The 23,774-nt window shown below is 70.4% G+C and carries 23 protein-coding genes and 2 pseudogenes; 3 read left to right on the plus strand and 22 right to left on the minus strand.

Annotated elements, in window-relative coordinates; genetic code table 11:
- Positions 1-133: 133 nt before the first annotated feature.
- The 5 genes and pseudogenes from ABTY20_RS04130 to ABTY20_RS04150 all read right to left on the minus strand — a co-directional run.
- Positions 134-586 carry a DUF4383 domain-containing protein gene (locus tag ABTY20_RS04130; RefSeq protein ID WP_351995453.1) on the minus strand — a complete coding sequence of 151 codons (453 nt, stop codon included), beginning with the start codon at positions 584-586 and terminating at the stop codon, positions 134-136.
- 476 nt (positions 587-1,062) lie between these two features.
- Positions 1,063-1,572 carry a gluconokinase gene (locus ABTY20_RS04135; RefSeq protein WP_351995454.1) on the minus strand — a complete coding sequence of 170 codons (510 nt, stop codon included), beginning with the start codon at positions 1,570-1,572 and terminating at the stop codon, positions 1,063-1,065.
- A 27-nt stretch (positions 1,573-1,599) separates the two neighbouring features.
- A complete protein-coding gene (locus tag ABTY20_RS04140; protein WP_351995455.1) occupies positions 1,600-2,649 on the minus strand; it encodes a glucose 1-dehydrogenase in 1,050 nt (349 codons plus the stop codon).
- A gap of 1,457 nt (positions 2,650-4,106) precedes the next feature.
- Positions 4,107-4,670, minus strand: a complete 564-nt coding sequence (locus ABTY20_RS04145) for a hemerythrin domain-containing protein (protein ID WP_351995456.1) — start codon at positions 4,668-4,670, stop codon at positions 4,107-4,109.
- A 437-nt stretch (positions 4,671-5,107) separates the two neighbouring features.
- A pseudogene (locus tag ABTY20_RS04150) lies at positions 5,108-5,807 on the minus strand (AI-2E family transporter); the annotation flags it as partial.
- 448 nt (positions 5,808-6,255) lie between these two features.
- Between ABTY20_RS04150 and ABTY20_RS04155 the strand changes: the two are divergent.
- Positions 6,256-6,804 carry a rhomboid family intramembrane serine protease gene (locus ABTY20_RS04155; protein ID WP_351995457.1) on the plus strand — a complete coding sequence of 183 codons (549 nt, stop codon included), beginning with the start codon at positions 6,256-6,258 and terminating at the stop codon, positions 6,802-6,804.
- A 598-nt stretch (positions 6,805-7,402) separates the two neighbouring features.
- Positions 7,403-7,672 carry a hypothetical protein gene (locus ABTY20_RS04160; RefSeq protein WP_351995458.1) on the plus strand — a complete coding sequence of 90 codons (270 nt, stop codon included), beginning with the start codon at positions 7,403-7,405 and terminating at the stop codon, positions 7,670-7,672.
- A gap of 360 nt (positions 7,673-8,032) precedes the next feature.
- On the opposite strand, the gene ABTY20_RS04165 is transcribed toward ABTY20_RS04160, so the two are convergent.
- The 13 genes and pseudogenes from ABTY20_RS04165 to ABTY20_RS04225 all read right to left on the minus strand — a co-directional run.
- Positions 8,033-8,314, minus strand: coding sequence for a DUF421 domain-containing protein (locus ABTY20_RS04165; protein ID WP_351995459.1), 282 nt, complete (start codon positions 8,312-8,314; stop codon positions 8,033-8,035).
- Positions 8,315-8,327: 13 nt separating this feature from the next.
- Entirely contained in the window at positions 8,328-8,498 is a 171-nt protein-coding gene (locus ABTY20_RS04170) for a hypothetical protein (RefSeq protein WP_351995460.1), read from the minus strand.
- A 63-nt stretch (positions 8,499-8,561) separates the two neighbouring features.
- Entirely contained in the window at positions 8,562-8,795 is a 234-nt protein-coding gene (locus ABTY20_RS04175; RefSeq protein WP_351995461.1) for a DUF5133 domain-containing protein, read from the minus strand.
- A 482-nt stretch (positions 8,796-9,277) separates the two neighbouring features.
- Positions 9,278-9,688, minus strand: a complete 411-nt coding sequence (locus ABTY20_RS04180) for a four-helix bundle copper-binding protein (protein WP_351995462.1) — start codon at positions 9,686-9,688, stop codon at positions 9,278-9,280.
- A gap of 387 nt (positions 9,689-10,075) precedes the next feature.
- Positions 10,076-11,338 carry a cation:proton antiporter gene (locus ABTY20_RS04185; RefSeq protein ID WP_351995463.1) on the minus strand — a complete coding sequence of 421 codons (1,263 nt, stop codon included), beginning with the start codon at positions 11,336-11,338 and terminating at the stop codon, positions 10,076-10,078.
- Between the two features lie 212 nt (positions 11,339-11,550).
- A complete protein-coding gene (locus ABTY20_RS04190; protein WP_351995464.1) occupies positions 11,551-11,853 on the minus strand; it encodes a hypothetical protein in 303 nt (100 codons plus the stop codon).
- 380 nt (positions 11,854-12,233) lie between these two features.
- Positions 12,234-12,716, minus strand: a complete 483-nt coding sequence (locus ABTY20_RS04195; RefSeq protein ID WP_351995465.1) for a hypothetical protein — start codon at positions 12,714-12,716, stop codon at positions 12,234-12,236.
- Entirely contained in the window at positions 12,713-15,118 is a 2,406-nt protein-coding gene (locus ABTY20_RS04200) for a molybdopterin oxidoreductase family protein (protein WP_502991741.1), read from the minus strand. Before ABTY20_RS04200 ends, ABTY20_RS04195 begins: the two co-directional genes overlap by 4 nt.
- Positions 15,119-15,305: 187 nt before the next feature.
- Positions 15,306-16,055 (minus strand): GPR1/FUN34/YaaH family transporter, encoded by a 750-nt coding sequence (locus ABTY20_RS04205; RefSeq protein WP_351995521.1) that lies wholly within the window; start codon positions 16,053-16,055, stop codon positions 15,306-15,308.
- A gap of 649 nt (positions 16,056-16,704) precedes the next feature.
- The gene (locus ABTY20_RS04210) at positions 16,705-16,965 is read right to left on the minus strand and encodes a DUF2795 domain-containing protein (RefSeq protein WP_351995467.1); all 261 of its coding nucleotides are present in this window, start codon (positions 16,963-16,965) and stop codon (positions 16,705-16,707) included.
- A 296-nt stretch (positions 16,966-17,261) separates the two neighbouring features.
- Positions 17,262-17,669: a transposase gene (locus ABTY20_RS04215; RefSeq protein ID WP_351995468.1), complete on the minus strand. Its 408-nt coding sequence runs from the start codon at positions 17,667-17,669 to the stop codon at positions 17,262-17,264.
- Between the two features lie 294 nt (positions 17,670-17,963).
- Positions 17,964-19,268: a hypothetical protein gene (locus tag ABTY20_RS04220; RefSeq protein WP_351995469.1), complete on the minus strand. Its 1,305-nt coding sequence runs from the start codon at positions 19,266-19,268 to the stop codon at positions 17,964-17,966.
- Positions 19,269-19,362: 94 nt separating this feature from the next.
- A pseudogene (locus ABTY20_RS04225) lies at positions 19,363-19,825 on the minus strand (transposase); the annotation flags it as partial.
- Between the two features lie 109 nt (positions 19,826-19,934).
- On the opposite strand from ABTY20_RS04225, the gene ABTY20_RS04230 reads away from it, so the two are divergent.
- Entirely contained in the window at positions 19,935-20,129 is a 195-nt protein-coding gene (locus tag ABTY20_RS04230; protein ID WP_351995470.1) for an AbiJ-related protein, read from the plus strand.
- 176 nt (positions 20,130-20,305) lie between these two features.
- Here the strand turns inward: ABTY20_RS04230 and ABTY20_RS04235 are convergent, their stop codons facing one another.
- The 4 genes from ABTY20_RS04235 to ABTY20_RS04250 form a co-directional block, all read right to left on the minus strand.
- On the minus strand, positions 20,306-21,061 hold the full coding sequence (locus ABTY20_RS04235; RefSeq protein ID WP_351995471.1) for a hypothetical protein: 756 nt from the start codon (positions 21,059-21,061) through the stop codon (positions 20,306-20,308).
- A gap of 36 nt (positions 21,062-21,097) precedes the next feature.
- Entirely contained in the window at positions 21,098-21,976 is an 879-nt protein-coding gene (locus ABTY20_RS04240) for a TauD/TfdA dioxygenase family protein (RefSeq protein ID WP_351995472.1), read from the minus strand.
- A gap of 63 nt (positions 21,977-22,039) precedes the next feature.
- On the minus strand, positions 22,040-22,615 hold the full coding sequence (locus ABTY20_RS04245) for a hypothetical protein (protein WP_351995473.1): 576 nt from the start codon (positions 22,613-22,615) through the stop codon (positions 22,040-22,042).
- 64 nt (positions 22,616-22,679) lie between these two features.
- Positions 22,680-23,750 carry a GSCFA domain-containing protein gene (locus tag ABTY20_RS04250; protein ID WP_351995474.1) on the minus strand — a complete coding sequence of 357 codons (1,071 nt, stop codon included), beginning with the start codon at positions 23,748-23,750 and terminating at the stop codon, positions 22,680-22,682.
- Between the last annotated feature and the right edge of the window lie 24 nt (positions 23,751-23,774).

Here is a 23,774-nt window from a genome sequence, read left to right on the forward strand (position 1 = left end):
ATGCGGCCTGACCAGCATGGGTCAGGTATTTGCCAACTGCAACGTCGAGATTCGTGCGGTGTGGGCAGGACGGTGGAACGGCTCCGCCACCACCTGCGGACACCCCTCGCCGTCCGGCTCAAGCCGCTGTGCTTCAGCGGGCTGTCGGCGCGATCCGGCGGGTGAGAAGGACGCCCAGGGCGATCATGCCGAGCCCCAGGACGAAGTGCAGCCAGTTGTCCGCCGTGTTGACCGGCACGAAGTTCGCCGCGCTGTCGTGGTCGATGATCAGGCCGTAGATCCACAGGACCAGGTAGATCACACCGCCGCCGATGAGGAAGGTGCGGGCAGTGGAAGCCGCACGGGCCATGGCGATTCCGGCGAGGCCGAACAGCAGGTGGACGATGTTGTGCAGGATCGACACTTGGAAAATTCCCAGGAGCTTGGCTTCGGAGTGGTGCTCGGCGAATTCCATGGTGCCGTAGTCGGTCGTGACACCGGGGATGAAGCCGAGAAGGCCCACCAGGAGGAATACTGCTCCGACGGCGAGCGCGGCCTGCTGGACCCTGGTCCGGCCGGCTGCGGGGGTGACGTGGTGGGTGGACATGATGGTGATGCTCCTTGCGACGGTGCGGATGGCCGGAGCCACACAGCGTGATCCCGGGCTGCCTCTTTGCCGCCCGCTTACCCCACCTTCCGTCTTTCAGCGCGCCCTTGCTTCTCGGCTTCCCGCGCCACACCTGCCTCCCGAGGCGGGGAAGCCGGTCTTCCGGCAGCGGAGAAGCGCCTGCAGCCATCACTCCCCGTCCCTGGACCGGCAGAAAACAGCTGCACTCGCCCGGGCCAGTCGGGTGGCGGACGGCCAGGCTGTTGGACGACCGCAGAGCTCTCGATGCCGACGGGTGGCTCGCCTGGCATGGCAGGGGAGCCGTGCATGAGTGGGCGGTCCAGGCCGGATACCGCGTTGAACCCGACCGGGTACGACGGCGCTGGCTGGGGAAGACAGCGGTGGAGCCGTCTTCCGCTAGAGCCCAGAGGTAGTCGTACCTGACGGCGAAATCGCCGCGGGCTGCGGCATGCGGGTCAGGTCGAGGTGACGGCGGCGCGGGCGAGAGCCGCCGTCACCTGCGGCGTACCGTCGATCGGGATGGCCGAGCCCGCTTCGTCGTCGCCCAGTGGTTCGAAGTCGGCGAACTGTGTACGGAGCAGCTCGGGCGGCATGAAGCGGCCCCGTCGTGCGGTGATCCGTGCGGCGCTCAGCTCGGGCGAGCCGTCGCGGTGGAGGAGGAAGACGCGTGGCGCGGCGGAGGCCAGCCGGGCGCGGTAGCGGCGCTTGAGCGCCGAGCACGTCACCACGCCTCCGCCGTCCGCATGGCCGGCCGGCCATCGTGCGATCTCGTCCAGCCAGGGGCGACGGTCCTCGTCATCGAGCGGGTGGCCCGCCCGCATCTTCGCCACGTTGGGTGCGGGGTGGAAGTCGTCTCCCCCGGCGCAAGGAACGCCGAGGTGCCGTGCCAGCAGTCGGCCCACCGTGGTCTTCCTCGAATCCGACACGCCTATGACGACGACCAGTGGAGCAGTGTGATGAGACATCCGGAGCCTTCCTTCGTACCGTGTCGCCTACAGCTCGATGACCACCTTGACGTCGTCAGGTCGCGGCGTGAACGCCTCCTTCGCGCGCTCCAGCGGCACCCGCCGGGTGATCAGGCGCTCGAGCCACGATCTGTCGGCCCGTGCCAGCGCCTCGGCGGCCTGGCGGTAGTGACGCAGGTTGGCGTTGACCGAGCCCACCACCGCGTCGTTCTGCAGGACGATCTCCCGGTTGAGGGCGCCCGCGTCCACGGTCATCCTGCGGCCGGCGGGTGACACACCGGTCAGGCACACCACCCCGTAGGGTGCGGTGCCCGTCAGCGAGGCGAGGACGGGCTCGTTCGCGCCCGTGGCTTCGATGACGACGTCCGGGCGCACGGCGGAGACCACCCGCTCGGCGTCCTCCGCCGCGTGGTAGATGGCGCCCAGTTCCTGTACCAAGGCGGGCTTGAGTCCTTCGGCCACCCGGTCGAGGACATGCACCTCCAGCCCGCGCTGTGCCCCCAGCAGGGCGGCGAGCAGCCCGATGGGCCCCGCTCCCGTCACCAGGGCGTGACGCGGCTCGAACCACGAGCGGTCACCGACACGCTCGACCTGCTCCCACGCCTTCGCCACCACGGTGGCCGGTTCCATGAGCACACCGACGCGTTCCAGACGCGGATCCAGCTTCACCGCGTAGTCGGCTTCCACGCACCACACCTGTGCGCCGTAACCGTCGATCTCCTTGATGCCGCGTTCGGTGTAGCGGCCGTTGCGGCACATGTCGAACTCCCCGCGGGCACAGGCCCCGCACGGTTCGGGGTCCGGCCGGCGCACCACCCCCGCGACCAGGTCACCGGCCGAGAAGCCGCTGCCGGGCGGCGCCTGCCGCACCCGCCCGAGGGACTCGTGCCCCAGCACCAGCCGCTCACCGCCCGGCGGGGCCCAGCCGTATTCGCCCCGGGCGATCTCCCTGTCCGTTCCGCACACCCCCACCGCCAGGCCCCGCACCAGCAGTTCGCCGTCGGCGGGGGCGGGGTCAGGCACCTCCCGTACCTCCAGGGAGTCCTTCTCGCCGGGCCGCACGGTCAGTGCACGCATCGCCCACCTCGTCCCTCTCGCCACGCGGCGCCTCATGGCGTGCGCGCCGCTGCCTGCCGTTCGTCCCGGCTTTACGTGTGTCCCGCCCAGGCCTTTTCAGCGCCAGCCACGCGGCCGCGTTCCTCCTGAACTCCTCCGTATACGGAAATTCGCGTCCCACCTGGACGTCTTCCCCACTACCAAGATCCACCTCGGGGTGCCCGCTCCGAACCGTCGTCCTCAACGGTCCAGCGGCGGCTGTGGGCCCGGCCGGCGCGGAGCCGGGTCCGTCTGCCGAGAGGGGCAGCGGCCCGACGGCTCCGACGAGACCGTCCGCGCCACCCACGCCAGCTGTGCGAGGCGCCATGGCACCCCGAAGCCCGGCGAGCGACCAGAACGACAGGACGACGTCCTTGACGTGGTGGTCATGTCCCGGGCCGGGCGGTGGCCGGTCAGCCGCGTCGCACCACGGTCCCTCCTGCACCAGCGGTTCCCGGGGGATGGCCGGCAAGGGGGGTACGGCAGGCGTCGCGGCGGGGTTGGAAGACCTGGCTCCACCGCGGCGGCGCCGGACTGATTGGCTCCGGGTGAGGAGGACCCGTGGGCGCGCAGCACCGGAGTCCACCGCCTTTCCGGGACGCTGCGCGAGCGCGACATCACCGTCGAGACCGGTGGCAGACGGCCAGCGGTCGAGACCCGGCAGGCCCTGCCGGAGAAGGGGTGGACAAGGTACTGAGCGGACGCCTCGGCTCGAGGGGCCGGATGCACGCCGTATGCACGGGCTCAACGAACGCGGCTCCCCTCTGCCCGGGGGCATGGCCGCCGCGGTGGCCGCACTGCGGCGCGACCAGGCGCAAGCACCACGTGTCGACCGTCCCGCGCACCTCACAGGACCTTCCACAGCATCAGCAGACCCACGGGGGTCTCCCGGCCGAAAGAGGAGCTGTGACTTTTCGGCGCGAACTCCATCCGAGAGGGGCCGGCCGGGTCCGTCCTGATCCGCGTAGCAGTGAGCACCGGCGCCGAACTGATCGCCGTACCTCGAGACGAACCGCCGATGGGCCACGGCGTGAAGGCTCATTCGGTACCCCCCGGGACACACCGCAGGGACGGCGGGCTGGCTGAAGCGCTCTGAGCAGCAGCCGTTCCCGGGGCGGGCCGCCGATGACACAGCGGCGGCCACCTTCCCGTGACACGGACGGGCTCCGGTTTCCGGCGCGGGCCGCCCGGTGGACGTGGCGGACTGCGGCTTCATCGCGCGGGAGGGCACCGGTACCGGAGGCCGCGGACTCGATGCGGAACAGACGCTCCGCTCCGGCTGTGGGCGAGCTCGAAGGAGTCACAGGCCAAGGACGTCCCACCTGTGTGAGCCGACGCTCCGGCGCACCGTGCGCTGCTGCGGCCAGGGGCTGAGCGCGTTCCCGGCATGCCGCGTTCCCTTCATGCGACAGGTGCGGCGGAGGCGGTCCGGTGGGCTGTCAGCCCTGTCGGCCGCGGCCGGTGAGCATGTCGCGCAGCCGGTCGACCATGCCGGCGCCCGGGGCGAGGAGTTTGTCGGCGGGCGGGGTGTCGGGCGCGGCAGGGTGCGGGCGGGTGGGCGCGGTCTCCTTGGCCATCCGCACCTTCTCGCCCAGTTCCTGCAGGGCTTCGGCGGAACAGGCGTCGGCCAGCAGGGGGAACAGCCGGTTCTCCTCGTCGGCAATGTGTTCGGTGACGGACGTCCTCAGCTGCGTGATCAAGGTGTCGAACCGGCCGTCACCGGGCTCGCAGCCTTCGAGTTCCTTGAGCATGCGCTCGACTTCGCTGTGATCGGCGATCTCCTTGTCGGCCAGATCGTCGCCCCCGTCGACGTAACGGCGCACCGTCGGATACAGGTGTTCCTCTTCCGCCACCGAGTGGCGCACCAGCTCCATCGTCAACTCGTCCGCCAGATCGCGCCGTCCCTGCTCGCCTGCGGGCAGCGCCTCGATCTGTTCGAAGAGCGAGTCCACCTCTCGGTGGTCCGTGGTCAGTTCCTGAATGATGTTTCCGCCATGTCCCATGATCGGCCTCTCCTTCTCGGTCCCCGGGCGCGGCGTGGATTTCTGCCCTCGTCTCCTCACGGCGAAGCCGTCCGCCTCTCGTACGACGTCCGGTCACCGCGACGTCACGCCCACAACGCACCACCGCCGACCGGAACGAGCGGGAAGGCGCTTCTTCGGCGCCCGACAGAGGATGAATGCCACGTGGCACACCGGTGACGTCGCACAACCCGCCGTTTCACTCCTGTGGCCGATATCCAGGCCACGGTCCATGGCCGGAGCCTGAGGTTGCCGTGGTCACGACCGCTCGGATCCCGACGGCGCGTGATCTGCCGAAGGTGTTCGATGGGGCCAATGACGGACAGAGCAGTTCGCGCGTCGGAAAAGAGCATGACCGCCGTGGCATCGGATACGACCGCGGCAGGCGAGGGGATATCCGGCCGGCATCGGTGTGGAGCCTACGAGCGCGCGGACGGGCCTGCGGCAGAAGGTGCGTAACGCGCACGTAGCTCGTGGGCGGCGGCGGTGACCGGCACCGCGAGGAGCACTCCGCCGATTCCGGCCACGGAGGTGCCCGCGGTGAGCGCCACGAGGACCAGCGCCGGGTGGATCCGCACGGTCCGGCTCTGGACCATCGGCTGGAAGACGCTCCCCTCCAGCAGTTGCACCACGAGCACCACTGCGAACGCCCACAGTGCGACGACGAACCCGCGGTCGGCGAGCGCCACCAGTACGGCCGCGGCCCCGGAGACGAAGGCGCCGACATAGGGCACGTAGGCGCCGATGAGAACGATCGCCCCGAGCCCGAGGGCACCGGGGACCCGCAGCAGGAGCAGACCGGCGGTCATGCAGACGGCGTCGATGAGCGCGACCACGGTCGTGCCCCGCAAAACCCCTCCACGCCCTCGAAAGCCCGCCGCGCCATCGCCTCGACGACATCGGTCGTGTCGCGCGCAGCGAGCGAGCGCAGCGCGCTGGCGGCCCGGTGGGAGTCGCGCAGGAAGAAGAAGACCAGCAGCAGCGCGAGCACCGCCATACCGAAGACCTGGGCGACGTAACCGACACCCGTCACAACGCTGGAGGCGGCGGTCCCCCCGAGCCTGCCAACAGGTCCAGGGCGTCGTCGGCGAGATCCCCCAGCGATGCGCCGTCCGCCCCAACGACCCCGGCGGCCGGCAGGATCACGGCGCACCAGGCGGCGAGCCGGCGAACGGGTTCCGGGAGTAGCTGCACCCGACCACCGTACGCACCGGCCGCGCTGTCGCCTCCCGGATCCGTTGATCCGGAAGGCGGATCCATCCGAGCACGTCAGCGGCGAGGGATGACGTCGGGCAGGCGCGGTCCGCGGGCCTGCCGCGGAGCCCGCCTCGCTCCGTCGTCCCGGGCGTCCACTGCCGACGGGCCTGCTCGTCCACTGGTCAGGCAAACCGCGTGGTGGGCGGGAACCGAACCTTCTGCCCCGGCGTTGAGCGTTACACGAGGAGAACCGGAGAGTCCCATGATGTACGGATCGCGACACAGCCCCGGATCCCCGTACGGATCGCACGGCGCCGTTCGCCCCGTGCCCCGGTCACGCCGTGAGCGGTTCCGGAACTCCTGTGTCCTGATGACCGGCTGGGTGGCTGTGCTGTGGGCGCTCGAGGCCGTCGACACGGCGAGCGGCCATGCCCTGGACACCTTCGGCGTCAGCCCGCGTCAGGTGGGCGAACTGCGGGACGTCGTGCCCGCTGCCTTCGTGCACTTCGGCTTCGACCATCTCGCCGCGAACAGCGTGCCTCTGCTGGTCCTCGGCTTCCTCGCCGCGCTGTCCGGCGTGCGCCGTTCCCTCGCCGTCGTCCTCGTGATCGTCCTCGTCGGCGGTCTGGGAGTATGGCTGACGGCGCCCACGCACTCCACGACCGGAGGCGCGTCCGGCGTCGTCTTCGGTCTCTTCGGCTACCTGCTGGTACGCGGTTTCGTGGATCGCCGTGCCGGCGACATCGTCATAGGCGTTCTCGTCGCCGTGGTCTACGGGTCACTCCTGTGGGGCGTCCTGCCGACGGCCGCCGGGGTCAGCTGGCAGGGGCACCTCTTCGGATTGCTGGGCGGGGTGGGTGCGGCCTTCGCGTTGCGACGGACACGCGCCGGAGCGGAGGGCGAGAGGCAAGGGGCGTGACCGGCCGTCCGGGACCGGCGGCAGCCCCGGTGGCGGACGCACCCGGCAGGTTCCGGATCTTCCATGTGACCGACCTGGGCACGGTCCCGCCCTGTTCATGTGCGTCCGACTGCCCCTAAGGTCCCCCATCCGGCTCAAGAAGTGACGCGGGACCGCTACGGTACTGACCCGCCAGACCGGATCGCCGTCACGCTCTTGCGGCTCGACGGCGGTGACGACATCACCCTCCGTCGCCTCGGCCGCTTCACGGGCCGCCTCGTCCGGCAGGATCCGGGCCTCCCCAGGAGCCGCACCAGTTCCTGGCGCTCGGAGTCCGTCGGATCGGGGCCGGTGCTCGTCCCCAGCACCTCGCCCCGGGTGGCATCGTTCCGGCGGTCCTGAAGTTGCCCCTGACCTCCGTACCGCCGGGCGGTCGACCGCTCGAACACCGAGCAACACGTACATTCCGGTAGGTCCGCAGGCTCAGAGCCGGCCGAGAAGGCACGACGCCCCGGGCCCTTTTACGCGCTTGTCGCGTGCCCCGCGCAGCACCATGGGTACCCAAGGCGAAACCGCGTCCTATACCAGTGGAACGATCCATTTGAGGGGATGACCCAGGATGCTCATACTCGGACTGCTTCTCCTCGCGGCCGTAGGAGCCTTCACCGGCCTGGTGATCGCCGACAACCTCTCCGGTGGCCCCGAGTACACCGTGTCCGTACTCGGTCAGGACATCGCCACCATGAACATGCTGGCCGTCTTCTGTTCTGGCTTGGCCCTCGCCCTCATCTTCTGCGCGGGCCTGAGTGCGGTGGCGAACACAGCGGTCCACCATCGCCGCGAGCGCCCTCGCACGTACGCGCCCCGCTCTGGTGGCCCCGGCCGATGAAGCGGGCTCGATACCCGGTTCGAGGACACTCGCGGGCCAGGCGGGACGGCAAGAGCCGAGGAGGCGAAGGGAACGCAAGACAGTTGAAGCCTTCACCGTTTGCAGCCACCGACGGGTCGGGGAACAGCTGAGGTGACGGTTTCGCCCCTCGCGGGGCGATCGCCCGTACGGGAGCGCGGCGGGCTCCGCCCCACAGGATCTGGTTCGCGAGCCGCTCGTCAGGAGTGCCCATCGCGGGCCTCTCCGGAGAGCTGCTGCTCACGGTGGCAGCGTTCAGAGTGAGCCTGTTCAGACAGGTCCATGCCGGTTACCGCGCTCACCGAGGGGCTGTCGTCCGACGTTGCAGTGGCGCTTTTGCCGCTACGGCACGCCATCCATGGCGCTTCCCGAGCCGTATTGCGAGCGGGAGACCACGCTGAAGCTGCCGTCTGTCTCCAGGACCACCGCGTGTACCAGTTCCAGTGCCCCGGTTCCCTGGGCACGGATCGCCTGACGCACCTCGTCCGGTGTGACCCGTTGGCGTCGCATCGCCTCATGGAGTAAACGGCCCTCGTGCAGCAGCAGGGTCGGCTCGGCCTTCACCAGCCGGTGAACGCCTCGGAAGCGGACCGACCCCCAGGCGGTGACGAACTGCAGAGTCACCAGCGAGCCGACTCTACTTGTCCTTCTTCGTCTCGCTGTCCGTGCTCGAAAAACCGAAATCCATAACCCTGGCGATCTCGCGGTGGGTCTCTTCCGCAGTGAGCGCGGCCACCGCAATGACGTCGCCGCGCTCGGCTATCAGGCGGTCGTAGATCGGCGCGGCAGCTTTTCCAGGGGTGTTCACGTCTTCGTCCGTTCCGGTCGGTGCGGAGGCACAGGTGTGAGTACGGGTGCGGTCCGGGAAGGGTCAGCTGCCGCTCAGGAGGGAGTCGTCCTGGGGCCGGGCGCCGGGCAACCGGTGGCGGGCCGCGATCAGCGCCGCGTCGATGTCACCGGTGCCGGTGGAGACGCACAAGGTGTAGGCGACGTCCTCCATCCGCTGCCGCACCCGCGCGCTGTCCGCCTCGGAGGCTTCCAGAGCCACCAGGGCCTTGTACTGTTCGATCAGATTCCGCAGCACCGCGGGGTGGGCCATCAACATCAGGGGTTCTCCTTCCGCACCGCCGCGGACCCGGGGCAAGGTCGTCGCCCGGTTACCCCGCTTCCCGCTCCGCATGCCCCACGGCTACCGGGGAGCCGGTGATGTCCGGAAGAGCGTGGTACGTCCTGGGGCGGGAACCCTTCCGGCCCCGGATCCCGCCTTCGGTCCTCCGGGTCGGCGGACCACCCCGGCCACCCGGCTCAACCCGCGCGGCCCGGTCGGCGCCGCACAGCGGTGCGGCACGGTTCCCGATGGGGCGTCCCGTTCTGGCGGGTGCGGACAGCAGGGATCCACCGGAGCCCTCGATGTCCCACCGCCGACTGCGCAGGAACAACCGAGGTGTCTTTGTCACGCCGTCGTCGACAGAGCCACCCTTGGCGATCCTTGTCGTCGGCGGGTGCGGGTGCCGGTGACGGAAGGCACCGCGCGGTGGCCGCAGGACCCCGGCCGGCCGACGCGGACGGGAGCCGAGCGTCCGGCCGTCAGCCCAGGGAGGTGATCAGGTCGTTGCACGCCTGCTCGCAGCGGCGGCACGCCTCGGCGCAGACGCGGCAATGGTCGTGCTGGCCGGCGTGGCTCGCGCACTCGTCGCCGCATGCCTTGCAGACGGTGGCGCACGCCTGGAGGATCGCGCGGGTGATGTTGGCGTCGTAGCCGGTGTGGCGGGAGAGCACCGCGGCGGTGGCGTTGCAGATATCCGCGCAGTCGGCGTTGGTGCGGATGCACTTGGTCAGTTCGTTGACCATGTCCTCCGACATGCAGGCGTCCGCGCACGCGGTGCACGCCTGGGCGCAGGCGATGCACTCCTCGATGCAGTGGGCGAGCCTGTCGCGGTCGACGCCGCCCAGGTCGGCGGGGTAGGTGTCGAGCATGTCCCTGATGGCGGTGGTCATGAACGCCTCCGGTGTGATGTCGTCGTCAGGTGCGGCGATGGCCGCGCTGTACGCGTAACACCGGGCGGAGAAGCCAGACACGTCACGCCCGCGCCAGTGCTGACCGAGGGCGGCAGCGCGAGGTGTCCACGGCTGACAGGTTCCACACGTCAGTCCGCTTCCTCGGCAGTACTGCCCGCGTGCAGCGGGCGGCGGACGTCCGCGGGCAGTGCCCCGGCCGCGTTCCGCATCGGTCTCCGTCGGTTCCAAAGGGAGCAAGGGCGCCATCGATCGCCCCCGGCACGGCGACAAGATCGTGCGCGGCCGCGTTCTCGTCCGTCCCGGCCCGGACGCCCTGAGTATCTCGCGGATGGGGTCGCTCAGTCCGTACGAGGCCGATCGGGACGGCTACCGGCCCCCGTTCGGTTGTGCCTCTCGTCCGTCTCGCCGGGGAACGGCAGCCTGACGTTGTGGTTTCCTGCCGTCATCGGGGAGACCGACCAATTCCTCGACGTCGAAGATCCGTGCAATGGGTACGTCCGTGCTGCTGTGGGCGACGATCGAGAAGGCGATGGTGACGGCGATCAGGGTGAACGCTTCCTCGCCCTGCGGGATGCCTGCCTGGAGCACCAGCAGTCCGTAGACCACCGAGGCGAAGCCCTTGGGACCGAACCACGCCGCGGTGACTTTCTCCTTGCGGTTGAAGTCGGTGCCCACCAGGGACAGCAGGAGCGAGGCCGGGCGGATGAGGAAGATGGACAGGACCGCCACTGCGTAGCCGCCGATCGACAGTTCGCCGAAGAGGTGCGGGGTGAGCAGGGCGCCGAAGACCAGCAGCGCCGCGAACTTGGCCAGCTCGGCCAGGGCTCCTCCCAGCGGCTCGAAGGCGTCCTTGGCCTGCGGCGCGAGTGCGGCGATCATCGCGCCGGCGGAGAAGGCGGCCAGGTAAGGGTTGGCGTGGGTGAGGTGACAGGCCGCGTAGAGGATGACTCCGACCGCCAGCGGCAGCAGGGGCTGAAGCGAAGGTTCCGCGCCCAGCAGCCGGTATCGGACCAGCCAGTGCACGAGCAGCGGCAGGGCCACGCCGAAGAGGAGCCCGAGGAGGAGTTCACCGGCGATCGAGGCGAAGCCGACGTCCTCGGCGTGGCCGGCAGGTGCGGCGGCTGCGATGAAGACGAGGACGAACGGCAGGGCGAGGCCGTCGTTGACGCCGCTTTCGATGTTGAGCAGTTGCCGCAGTCGGGCGGGGACCTCCTCGCGGCCCACGATGGCCGAGGCGAATACCGGGTCGGTGGGTGCCAGCACGGCGCCGACCAGGAAGGACGTCGTCCAGTCCAGGCCCACGAGGAAGTGCGTCAGCAGTGCGGCCCCGAGGAAGGCCAGCGGCATGCCCAGGCCGAGCGCGCGGGCGGGGTTGCGCCAGGATCGGCGCAGGGCGGGGAAGGAGACGTGCATGCCGTCGGTGAACAGGACCGCGAAGAGCGCCAGGTCGGCGGTGACTCTGACGATGTCGCTGTTCGGGGTGATGTGGATCAGACCGAGGAAGCCGTCACTGACGAGCGCGCCGCCCACCAGGAACAGCAGCGAGGTGGAGAGCACCGACCGGGCGGCCAGCCCGGACAGCAGCACGGCCACCAGCAGTGCCACTCCGAAGACGATGACGAGTACCACCTGAGACGCTCCCCGCTGTCGACCGGCCTTTGTGACGTCGCCCTGGGACAGGAGGTGTCCCTGCCATGGTCTGAGCCCGGTATGCGTACCCGTCGGGGGCCTGCTCATTGCACAGTGCCGTCCGGATCCGCTGTGCCCGGAACGTGGTGACCGCAGGAGCGCGGCCCCGGCCACAAGGGTTGGTGCTGCGGCGCGTCGACCGGAATCCTTGTTCAGACTGGACGTGGTTCCGAGCGCCGGCCGCGCAGGAGGTTCCAGCAGAACCGGATGCCTCTGAAGCAGAGAAGCAGCACCGCGAACTGGACGACACAGGCCGCGGCCGCCAGCGTGCCGTTGCCTACGGCGCGCAGGACCGAGGCGGCAAAGGCATCTCCGCCCTCTTGTGTCGCGGCCGCCGCCGTACTGATCGGAATCGCTGCCACCAGCAACCTGGCGAGCAGTGCCGCCGCCGCCAGTCCGGCACCTCCTTGAAGGAGGAGGCCCACGAGACCTCGTTTCGTCGACGGTCCGTGCACAGTGCCCTCCTTGTGTGCGTGCCCGACCACTGCCTCACCTCAGCACACGCCGTGCTCCGGCAGAACACCGGGGCAGCTCGGCCCTGATCCGCTGCACGCACAAGGCGGAACCGCGAGATCGGCCGTGGAGGACCGGCGACGACGATGCGTCCACACGTGGCTCCACGACACGGGGACGCGGGAAGACCGGTCGGGGAGCTGGAGCTCATCGGTGCCGGTTTTCCCGCGCAGTGCGCACGTCGGCCACGTTGGTGCCGTACGCACTGTTGGGCAGCTGCTGTGCCCGGTGGTGTTGCGACCGAAGGTGGGCAGGTCGGCACCTGCCGTGCGGTTGCACCGTCCGTGCGGTGTTCACGTACCGATGTGCGGCAGTCCTGCGGTCAACTGACGAGGATTTGGGTGGAGGACTCTTTCAGCTTCGCGTTCGCCCACCGCATCTGGCGCAGGGTGTCGGGGTGGCAGGACTGGACGGTTGCGAGCAGTTCGGTGTCCTTCAGCCCTTGTGCGGCCTGGGCGAGCATCTCCCAGTCCACCGAGAGCCCGGCTGCCTTGATGTAGACCTCCCGGAGGTCCCTCAGCAGGAGCAGGGCCACCTGTGGTTTGCGGCCGACGAGCTCGCTGGCCTTGTCCCGCAGGCGTTCGGCTGTCTTCAGTTCGTCCACGGGGTCGGGATCGAGCCGGGCGCCGAATCGTTCGCCGATGTCCGCGAGGGTGCGGACATGCCGCTGCGACCAGCGGGCCAGGTCCCGGGCGACGTGGTGGATCTCATGGTCGACCTTGTGGCGTTCGGAGACGCGCAGCAACTCGTGTGCGAGGTCGTTCTCGTCGCGGTGCAGTTCGTGGAGCAGCAGCCCGATCTTCATCGCCCGCCTCCTTCGCCCGACGGACGCAGATCTTCTTCGGCGCGTGCGCGTTCCCCGCCGGTGGTCACGGGCACGTGCGCGGCTACCGGTGTGGAGGCCGTCGTGGTCGGAGCGGGTGAAGGTCCGTCGGTCGTGGCGACGCGGTGGAGGGCCGCCGCCGCGGTCTTGAAGATCGGCTGTTTGGACGCGGGGTCCCAGTCGGTGAGGGTGAGTTCGTTGGCCGCCCGGCCCGCGCGGGCGGGTTCGTGTCCGGCGTCCGTGTCCCAGTAGCCGTAGTGGAAGGGGAGGAACAGCACGCCCTCGCGGATGCCGCTGATGCGCAGCCTGGCCCGGACGCTGCCGCGTGGCGTGCTGATCTCCATCAGGTCTCCTTCGTTCAGTCCTTCCGCGTTCGCGTCGCGGGCTGAGATCTCCACCCACACCTCCGGGGCGGCGGCCTGCAGTTGGGGGGCGCGGGCGGTCTTGGTGCGGGTGTGGAAGTGGTAGAGCGTACGGCCGGTGATCAGTACGTACGGGAAGTCCTCGCCGGGCTGCTCATGGGGCGGAAGGAAGGCGGCTGCCTTGAGCATGGCCTTGCCGTCGGGGTTGAGCTCCTTGTACTCGGCGGGTTCGAGCGGGGCGCCGGTGAGCAGGTCCCGGCCGTAGCTCTCGCAGTACTCGGGGTCGCTGAAGAACGCGCCGTCGGCGTAGAGGCGTTCGGTGCCGTCCGGGTGCTCCTCGGTGCACGGCCACTGGATGCCGCCGCGGTCGCGCAGCTTGGCGTAGGTGAGGCCGGTGTGGTCGCACGGCCGGCCGCGGCTGCATTCCTTCCACGCCTCGAAGGCCGATTCCGCGTCGTGCCACTTCACCAGCGGCCGGCCGTCCTTGTCGCGCAGGTCCAGGCGGCGCGCGTAGTCGATGAAGATGTCCAGGTCCGCACGTGCCTGGCCGGGAGGGTCGACGGCCTTCTCCGACAGGTGGACCGTGCGGTCGGCGTTGGTGAAGGTGCCGGTCTTCTCGCCCCAGGTGGCGGCGGGCAGCACCACGTCCGCCAGTTGTGCCGTCTCGGTCAGGAAGAGGTCCTGGACCACCAGGAACAGCCGCTCCTGGGCCAGTACGGAGCGGATGCGGCTCAGTTCGGGCAGGGAGACCGCGGGGTTGGTGGCGCTGACCCACAGCATGCGCAGGGAGCCGTCCTCCGCGTACCGCATCATCTGCATGACGTGGGTGGGCGGGGAGTAATGCGGAATCCGCATCGGGTCGATGTTCCACACGCGGGCCAGGTCGGCCACATGTGCGTCGTTGGACCAGTTGCGGAATCCCGCGAGGTCACCGTCCGCGCCGCACTCGCGGGTGTTCTCCGCCGAGGGCTGTCCGTTCATCTGCAGCAGACCGCAGCCGGGCCGGCCCAGCATGCCACGGACCAGGTGCAGGTTGTTGACCTGAACGGCGGCGGCGGTGGCCTGGTGGGACTGGTAGAAGCCCTGGAGCACCGTGGACATCAGCCGCTGCGCGGTGCCCAGCACGCGGGCGGCCTCACGGATCCGGTCGGCGGGCACGTCGCAGATCTCCGCCACGTGCTCGGGCGGATAGTCCTCGACCCGTTTGCTCAACTCGTCGAAGCCCACGACGTGGGCGTCGATGTAGTCGCGGTCGATCCAGCCGTGGGCGATGATCTCGTGCAACAGGCCGTTCATCAGCGCCACGTTCGTCCCCGGCCGGGGCGCCAGGTGCACGGTGGCCGCCCGTGCCACCGGCGTCATCCGCGGGTCGACACAGACCAGGGCGGGCGGATTGGGTCCTGCCAGCCGGTCCAGCACCCGCGCCCAGAGCACACTCTGCGTCTCGGCCATGTTGTGGCCGAACAGGGCGATGACGTCCGCGTGGTCGATGTCGGCGTAGGAGCCGGGCTGCCCGTCACAGCCGAACGACTCCTTCAACGCCGCCGCCGCGGTCGCCGTGCACAACCGGGTGTTGCCGTCCACGTGGTTGGTGCCCAGCCCTCCGTGGGCGATCACCCCCAGCGTGTAGTACTCCTCGGCGAACAGCTGCCCGGTGGTGTAGAAGCCGATCGCACTCGGCCCCTGCTCCTCCAGGAGCTCCCGAGTACGTGCCACGACGCGGTCCATCGCGGTGTCCCAGTCGGTCTCCACCAGCCGGCCGTTCTCCCTCACCAGCGGCCGCGTCAGCCGGTCGGCGGAGGCGTTCGCCTGCCACCCGAACAGGTCCTTCGGACCCAGCCGGCCGTGGTTGACCCGGTCGTGCGCCCGGCCGCGCACCCCGACGATCCGGCCGTCCTTCACCGCGATGTCCATCGCATCCCCGTTCGAATGCAGGATGGACGCCGACGGCACCCACCGGTCCACCTGCTCGGCGCTCACGCCGTCCGCCAGATGGGTGTCCACCCGCACCGGCCAGGGCATGCCCGGCCCGTACGGCGTCCGGCTTCCCCACGGCTCGGCGATCGCGTCCCTGCGGCCCACGGCCACCATCCCCTTTCATGCGCAGTGCGCGTCATGCCGGCGCGGCGATGACACGGACGATGGGTACCCGGCCCGGACGGGACGATTTCCCACAAGGAAGAGCTCCCCGGCCAAACGGCCGATGCCGTCACAGCTCCCGGCGCACTCCGGCTTCCTTGATGACGTCGGCGAACTGGTGCCCGGAGGTACCGTCGAAAGCCCTGGCCCCCGAGCCCCGCCGCAACGTCGGCAGCACCGTACGGTGCCTGACGTCCTCGACTTCGAAGGCCAGTGCGGCGTACAGCGCGACAGCGGTGAGCACCAGGCCCGTGACGCCGGCCGCCTCCTTCCACGCCGTGCCGCCGGACAGGTGGTAGGCGCCGGTGAGGAAGAACCGAAGTGAGGACGTGACCAGGACCATGGAGGCAACGAGTTTGTCGGATCTGCTGGCCGTGACCGGTATCAGCAGCGCGAGCCCGGCCAGCAGGAGCAGCAACCCGGCGGCTTTGTTGGTGGCTCCCGGCGGACCGCTCGCCATGATCGCACCCATCGCCAGCCAGGTGCCGGCCAGCACGCCCATGCCTGTTGCCGCGACGGCGTCACGGCACAGGAATCCCCACACACTCGCCAGCGCCTGCACCGGGAAGACGAAGGCCAGCAGCACCAGTGCGACCGCGTGCGACTGAGCCGTCGGAACCCAGCCGAGTTGCAGCCCCGCCAGTACGAAGGTGCCACCGGACAGCCCCACGAATCCCAAGGGCAGAGGACTGCCCAGGGGACGCACGACAATGCGTGAATAGGGTCCTCTCGCCTCCTCCTGCGCCCTGTCGGGCCGTTCCTCACCGGTTCCCGCGGGCCGGGCACCGAGGTGCGCGCCCTCGTTCGCGGAATTGACCATGTCGAACTCCACGGCGTTGATTCCTGGATTCGTTCCTTCCTACCCTGGATCGACTTCTTGCGCCTTCTGTGGCTTTCCGGTGGGATGGCCCACGGGGTGCCGAGCCTCTTGCCCAGCCATGGGGCACCTGGGGGCACGCCGGAGCTGCCCGATGGTCAGCGGGTTGGTCGCCGGTGCCTGCGAGCGCGCACCCAGTCCGGTGCTGACGGACGTGCACGTCGCCGGCGCCCTGGTCGAGGTGGTGGGGTAGGGCCCCGCCGGTGGCCCGGGCCGCGGACGCAGTCCGGGTAGGTCAGCGGGCGCTAGGGATTGCCCTGGCCGTCGCCCAGAGCCTTGAGGTACAGCGGGAGCCGCTGGGCGAACGCGTCATCGCATGCATTGGCCTCTTCCACGACCCTGGCGGCGACATCACCGGCCGATATTCCTGTAGGTCGGGACAAGTCAACCGGTCGCGAGGCAGGAGCCGGCCTGGTGCGGGGCGAGAGCATCATGGAACTCGCCCAGGACGACGTCGGGCAACGCTGCTCCCGGGCATGCTTCAGGACGCATGCCCGGTGACGGGCGGCGTCGGCGCCGCGGGAAACGGGCGGTGCCCCTCCTTCCGTGCGTGGCCCGGGCCGCACGGGAAGCGTCCGTCGGCTTCTCGTCGTCACCGTGTCGGCCGGTGGCCGAGTGCCTCGACGTTTTCGGTCACATCGGCGTACGTCCCCTCCTCCGACAGGCCACGCGCCGCCTCCGGCACGGGGTCCGGTGCGTGGTGCGCCTCCAGGACGTCCAGCACCGACCGCCGACCGGCGGGGAAGACCGTGCGGTCCAGGTGACGTGCCAGTCCGAGGCACAGGGAGTCCGCCTCCGCCTGCGCCCGGTCGCGTTCCTCGCCGGGCGGGGGCACCGGCCCGCCCGGGTGCACCCGGATGTCGTCGTCCGCGCGTGCCGCCGTCGGATCGCTCTCCCCCAGGGTCCGGGCGTCGCTCCGACGCGCCGCGACCTGGTCTGCGAGCCTCGGCCCCTTGTTGCGCGATACCGCTCGTGCCGTGGAGACGTCGTACCGACCTGAGCAGACCCTCGACCAGCCGGACTGTCGGGGTGTCTGGCCGTGGTGTGCCGTGGTGCTCGGCTCGTTTGGGGGCCCAGTTGGACATCTTGCGTTTGATCACGCGGGGGCTGGAGCGTAACCGCCGTGCGGGTAGCAGCCGTTCGGTGACCTCACGCAGGCTCTGGGCGGTGGACCGGGCCAGTCGCGTGGTGGACCAACAGGAACGCGAAGATCTCCTGTTCGACGCCGCGCGGGTATCGGGAGCACAGCACCAGCCCCGGGGCGTTCTGGTGGTTCTTGATCTCGCCCAGGGTGTTCTCGATCTCCCACCGCTGGGCATAGAGGGCGGCAAGCTCCTCGGCCGGTGCCCGGTCGGGGTCGAGGAGGGTGGTGATCAGCCGGTAGGCGGTGCCGTCGCCGCCGCGTGGGCCGAGGGTGTACTCGATCACCCGCACCCGCTCGGGGTCCGCGCGCCGATAGTGGTCCCGCGCGGCGACGATCTCCGACAGGCAGGAGCCGTCGGCGAGGGTTTCCAGGACCGGCGGAGACGCCCGCGTCAGCACCCCCGACGACTTCACCTGACCCGGTCCTGGCACAACCCACCCAACGTCCAGAAACCACCAGAGTCACCGGTGTTGCACCTAGGGCCTCTCGTTTGGATCATGTCGGCGTCGCGGGGCTTGGCACGCGCATCTGCCGCGTTGTCGTCAGTTGCCAACGCTCCGCGTTGGCGCCCTCCTCCGCCTTGCATCTGCACGCACCAAGCCCCGCTCGGGTCGGCCATGACGCACCGTCGGTCGCGGCCGACCTGATCCAAACGAGAGGCCCTAGGGGCCTGGAACCGGCGGCACGGGGTCGCGGCTGGTGTTCCTTCACAGCTCCTGGCAGGCGGACCGGATCTCTTGCAGGAGTGTCTGGTAGTCCTCGCCGTAGGCGGTCACGGCCGCGTATACCGCGTCCAGGGCCGCCTGGAGCGGGTCGGCTTCGGCGGCGCCGAACAGCGCGGGCAGGGCCATGTGGGGCTGGGACATCCGCAGGGACGGGTCCGGTTCGCCGAACGTGACCCTCATCGTGTACGGCGTCGCTTCCCCGGGCTGCGGTGTCGGTGGTGCGGCACGGTCCGGCGGCTTCACCAGGGCGGCCGCGGGACCTGTGATCCGCGGGAGCGATGCGGGCTTGGGCATCGGCGTGTGCGCGTCGCTGCGGGCGGGTGGCTGGAAGGGGGGCCGCTTGGGCGGGACGGCCCGGGCGACGGTTCTGTCGGGGACTCGTGGGTCTGCTTCCAGGGCCCGCCACGCCCGGGCCTGGTCGTCGAGGGGCGGCGGCAGCGGGCGGCCCTCGGCCAGGGCGGTGAGCCCTGCGGCGATCCAGTCGAGGTCGGTGAGTCCGGCCGCCTCACAGGCGCGGCGTGCGGCCAGCAGCGCTGTTGTCCGCTGGGTCTCGGGTGTGGCGGCGTCGATGGCGTGGATGAGGGCCGGGTCGAAGGCGAGCAGGCCGCGCACGTTGCCACCGACCTCGCGCAGGGCGCGGCTCGGCGATCGTCCGCCCCACTGCCACCGCTCGTGGGCGAGCCTGCGTTCTTCTTCGGCTTGTTCCTGCGCGAGGCGGGCCCGGCGTTCGGCTTCGGCGCGTTCGGCCGGTGTGGGTGGGGCGGGCTGTCGGCGGGCGTAGTCGTGCCAGTACGCGGCAGTCGCCGAGGTCTGTTTCAGGACGCGGTCCGGTACGGGCGGGGCGGGCCAGAACTGCAGTAAGTAGCGGTCCAGTTGTGGCTCGTCGTCCAGCCGGGTGTCCTGACGGTGTGCCTCGTCCATGCCCTGGGCGCAGTAGCGCACCCGGTAGTCCGTCTCTTCCAGGCCAAGGTCCCAGGAGGCCTCCCCCGCCCATTGCACGAGAGCGCTGCCGGCCGAGACGGGGCGGAAGGATGTCTCCACGACGTCCTCCCACGCCGGGTCCAGTGGCGGGGCCTGGTCGTGCACCTCGACGGTGAAGCCGACGCTGCCCGTGTGCAGCCCGGTCGACAACCACAGCGCGCCCGGTACCGCGGCCCCGCACAGACCGGCGCTCTGCCCGGCAAAAGACTCCCGGAGGTCCGGACCGAAGCTGTCCGGATCACTCTCGACGAAGATCTGGCCGTAGTGCACGTGGACTTCGCCCTCAACTGGCCTGCGCACCCTCATCCCCTCGTCTCGTCGCCGGGAACGCCCGATACTCGGCAACCTACGGCACGGCACTGACATGGCGCCGTGCCGGTCTCAGCGTCGCCAGGAGTCACTGCGTCGTCAGCCGGGTGACCGTGGCCGGCGACAGCCCGGCCGAGCTGCCGAGGAACTGCTCCAAGGCGGGCACGAAGTCGCCGGAGGACAGGCCGTGCGGGTAGAGCAGCGACAGCACCTCGCTGATCTTCGGGGACTTGCGACACCAGGGCGGCAGGATCTTCGACGAGAACCGCTCGCGCTCGCCCGTGGCCTCGTCGACGTGCTTGTCGTTCACCCGCGGCGCCTTCACCTCGACTGCGCCGGCCGCGGTGGTGACCTTTCTGGGCTGGTGGTAGCCGTTGCGCACGACCAGTGCGACGACCACGCTCGTCGCGCTGGTCAGCCAACTCGACCATGTGGGCGTTGACTTCAGCTTCCAGCGCGGCGGCCGGCATCCTTCTTGCGCCCTCCCGGACGATCTCGTCGTTCAGGGAGGAGCCGTTGGCGGTGGTGCCGTCGTCGTTCACTCCGCTGAGCACGGACGTGCCTTCCCAGCCGGTGCTGCGAACACCGGTCTTGCTCGGTTACCCATCGATCAATCACCCGGGAAGGCACGTCCTTCCCGGGGCGATCCACAGGTTCTGAGCATTGCTCTTCGCGACGGCCGAGGGCGACATCGTCCAGCACCGCCCCAGCAGCCACGGGGACCGGGAAGAGGACCGGGTCTTCGGTGACGAGCGCTTCGAGCTCGCCGACGGCGCCGACGAGGTCCTGCTCCGCTTCCTGGTGGAGATGATCCACTCTGCGGTGCGGGCGGACCCGACGAGGTCCAGCGGCTGCTGACGCTGATCAGCGGCATGCCGGCCCCTGATGGCTACGGGCTCGCCGAGGCCCGCACCGTCAGCGGCCATCCGGTATACGGGGCCCGCCGGATACCGGCACACCGCCGCACCGCCCGCACCGCCCGGTCCTCGTGGTCGTCCGCACGGACCTTTCTGATCACCACGGTCGGTCCGGCGTCACGGACGGGACGGGTCGGCAGGATCGGTGACGGCGTCCGCGAAACCTTCTGCCAGGGACGTCCGCACGGACGTGTCCGGGAGAGTGACGCCGTCCTTCTCGCAGGCTTGCGTGGTCGCCGCCCGGACGACGGCCCGCAGCTGAGCGCCCGGGAATGTGTCGGCGTACGCCTGCCAGTCGTCCGCCGCGTACGCCCGGGCCAGTGCGTCGCCGACCGCCTGGGCGTGGGCCTCGGCGAAGGTGTCCGCGTTCGCGTCGGTGCTCAACTCGGCGTACCGGTGGCCGTAGGAATCAGCGCCCGCAGGGGAGTATCCGTTGGCGAGGGCGTAGGCGCGAGCGTTGTCGTACGCCTCGGTATACGCGCTCACCCGGTCGTAGGCGTCGTGGTACTTCCGGAGCAGCACCGGCCGAAGCGCGGCTCTCCACGTCTCCTCGGCGACCCTCACGTCCAGAGCCTCGCGGTGCAGGTCCGCCAGTGCCGCGAGGCCACCCGCCGGACCGCCCGGAGCGGTCCGGGCAAGCAGCGGAAGGACCGTGTCGGCCTGCCAGACGTGGACGGCGCGCAGACCGGCCGTCCGCGCTCCTGCGGCCAGGGCCCGGTGGATGCGGCGCGCCCAGGTCTCCCTGGCACCGGGGGGCAGCTGCTCGTACAGCACGCCCGTCAGCTGCCACAGCGCCTCGGGGACCGGAGGCTCACCGGTGAGACGGGCCCGCAGGCTCACCACGAAGGCCTCGTCGTCGGCGGTCACGCTCATGAAACGCCTCACTCCTTCGCGGTGGGCCGTGCAGTCTCAGGCCTGCGGACGGGTACCGCCGACGGCCACACGGCGGCCGTAGCGGGTGTGGGGGAAGTAGTCCCAGACAGCGTGGTGCTGCACACAACGGTTGTCCCAGAGGACCAGGGTCCGCGGCTGCCAGCGCACCCGGCAGTGCAGCAGCGGGGTTTGGGCGATGTGGGTGTAGAGCAGACGCAGCAGCGCGTCGCTCTCGGCCCGCGACAGCTGTGCGATGTGGGACGTGTAGGGGGCGTTGACGAAAAGGAGCTTGCGACCGGTCTCGGGGTGGCGGGCCACGACCGGATGCTCGTTGCGCGGGACCTCGTACTCCGGTGGCGGTGTCTGGCCGGCGGCCGTCCAGGGCAGGGCGCCATCGTGGACCGCGGTCAGGCCGTCGAGGAAGGTCCGCATGACCGGGGAGAGCAGTTCGTAGGCGAGGTGCATGTTGGCGAACATGGTGTCGCCGCCGCTCCCGCCCGCAGGGACCGTGGTGATGTGCAGCGCAGAGCCGAGAGAGGGCTCGGCGTCGGCGGTGCCATCGGCGTGCCAGCCGTTGCCCGCCACCATCCGCGACTCCCCGGTGGCCTTGATCTCCAGGACATACGGGTCGGAGTCCTCGGCCGCGAGCGTCACGGGGTGCAGTTCCCCGAAGAGGCCGGCGAACCGCTTGTGCTGTTCGGCAGTGACGTCCTGATCCCGGAAGACCAGGACGTGGTGGGTCAGGAACGCGTGCTTGACCTCCTTCTCCTGCTGGGGTGTCAGCCCCCGGGTCAGGTCCAGGCCGGACACCTCGGCGCCCAGCAGCGGGGTGATCGGATCGACCGAGACGGTGTCGTAGGGTTCAGCCGGGCGGGTGGTCAGGCGCTCGACGGCCTGCAGTGCGTACTCCTCCATGGAGACCTCCGTGGGGTGGGTGGACGGGTGGGACGGGGACGGGCCGGACGTGCGGGTCCGCGGTCACAGTCCGCGGTCGAGGAGTTCGGCCACCAGCAGGCGGCCGAAGGCGAGGTTGCCGTGGATGGCGTCGTCGGCCTGGCAAAAGGCCTCGCGCTGGAGTCCGGAGCGGTCGGTGACGCGGTCGCGCAGGTCGACGGTCTCGACGCCCCGCGCGGTCAGTTCGCCGTGGAGGACCTCCTGAGCGGCGAAGAACACCCGCGGGTCGGACATGCCGGGGACGCGCTGAGGCGGCATCAGGGCCATCACCCGCAGGCCGAGACCGACCGCGTGCTCGTAGAACGCGAGCGCGCCGCGCGCCGTGGCCCGCACCAGGCCGGCGAACAGGTCGCTGCGCAGGAAGCCGGGTGGGTAGGCGCCCAGCGGGTCGCGGTGGACCGTCCAGTTGTCCCGGGTGGCCACCGTGTGCGCGGCGAGGCCGAAGGTGCACACGAGCGGCACCGTCAGCCGGTCCAGTGCCGGGACGCCGAGGGCGTCGAGGAACTTCCGGTACAGGCGCTGCGCCTCGGGGTCGTGGAAGACGACGTCGCCACCGTCGGCGTCGGAGAACGGGCCCAGGAAGTCCCGGCCCGAACCCACCGGTCCGCCCTGAAAGGGCAGGCGGGCGGCCCGGGCCGCCCGCCCGACGCACGCTGCGTGGGAGTCACCCAGCAGGAGGAATCGCGCCGGGGCCGTAGTAGTCGAGTACGGCGTCGTCACACCAGTGGTCCTCTCCGCCGACGACGGGGGTGGAAGGGCGGGCCGGTTCCGTCCGGGACGCCCGGCCGTGCAGGGCGTCGAAGAAGTGCCGCATCACAAAAGCCACTCCGTCGGCGCTCACGGTGCGCAGGTTGGGTTCGTAGAAGGCGGCTCGGTAGGGGAAGCCGGTGACGATCTCGTACGACGGGAAGTAGTCGACGTGGTCGAGTTCGTCGGCGAGTTGTCCGGCCGCGGCGCGCAGTACGGACTTGGAGTAGGTCGTGGCGACCAGGGCGTGCCGTCCGGTGGCGGTCGCCGTCAGCGGTACGGGGGAGACCGTCAGGACGGTCCGCAGCCGCGGGTTGAGGGAGCGGGCCAGCGTGACGGCTCGGGTCAAGTCGCGGTGCACCTCGGCCGCCGTGTGGTTGTGCAGGACGTGCCGGCCGGGGTCGAAGGAGCCCCGGGCGGTGCCCGGGCACATCGGCAGGACGGTGCCGTGGACGGTGTCCCGCCACGTCTCGGTCAGACCGAGGGTGAAGACGAGCACATCGGCCGTGGCGAGGGCGGTGCGCACCGCACCCAGGGTGGTCTCCCGGGACGCCAGCAGTTCCTCGGGGGACGGGAAGCCCTCGGGTTCGAGAGCGGGCCGGTACGGGTCGTGGCAGCGCCCGTCCTCGTCCCGCCAGACCTCCAGGGGCGGCTGCTCCTCGTCGAGGGCCCAGGCGAACCACTGTCTCAGCGCGGCCGCGGTGTAGACGTTGCCGGTGCGGAAGGAGAAGCGGCCGTAGCCGCGCGCCTCGCGTCCGGTCCGGTCCAGTCCGGGCGGAGCGGGTTCGGCGTCGTACCAGTGCATGCCCTCGGCGAGGAGGGCGGGGCCGATGTGCCGGGCGAAGCACGAACCCGCCGTGACCACCGGATCGTCCTGTCCGATCGTGAACTTCGGTGTCCACAGTTCGCCGATGTCCGCGGGGTCGGGTTCGGCGACGGCCGTACGCCAGAAGGATCTGGCGGGCAGGCGTGTGTAGGGATGCTCCACGGTGGGTGTCTCCTCGAAGCCGCC

This window comes from Streptomyces sp. NPDC126497, from assembly GCF_040302425.1.
GTDB lineage: Bacteria > Actinomycetota > Actinomycetes > Streptomycetales > Streptomycetaceae > Streptomyces.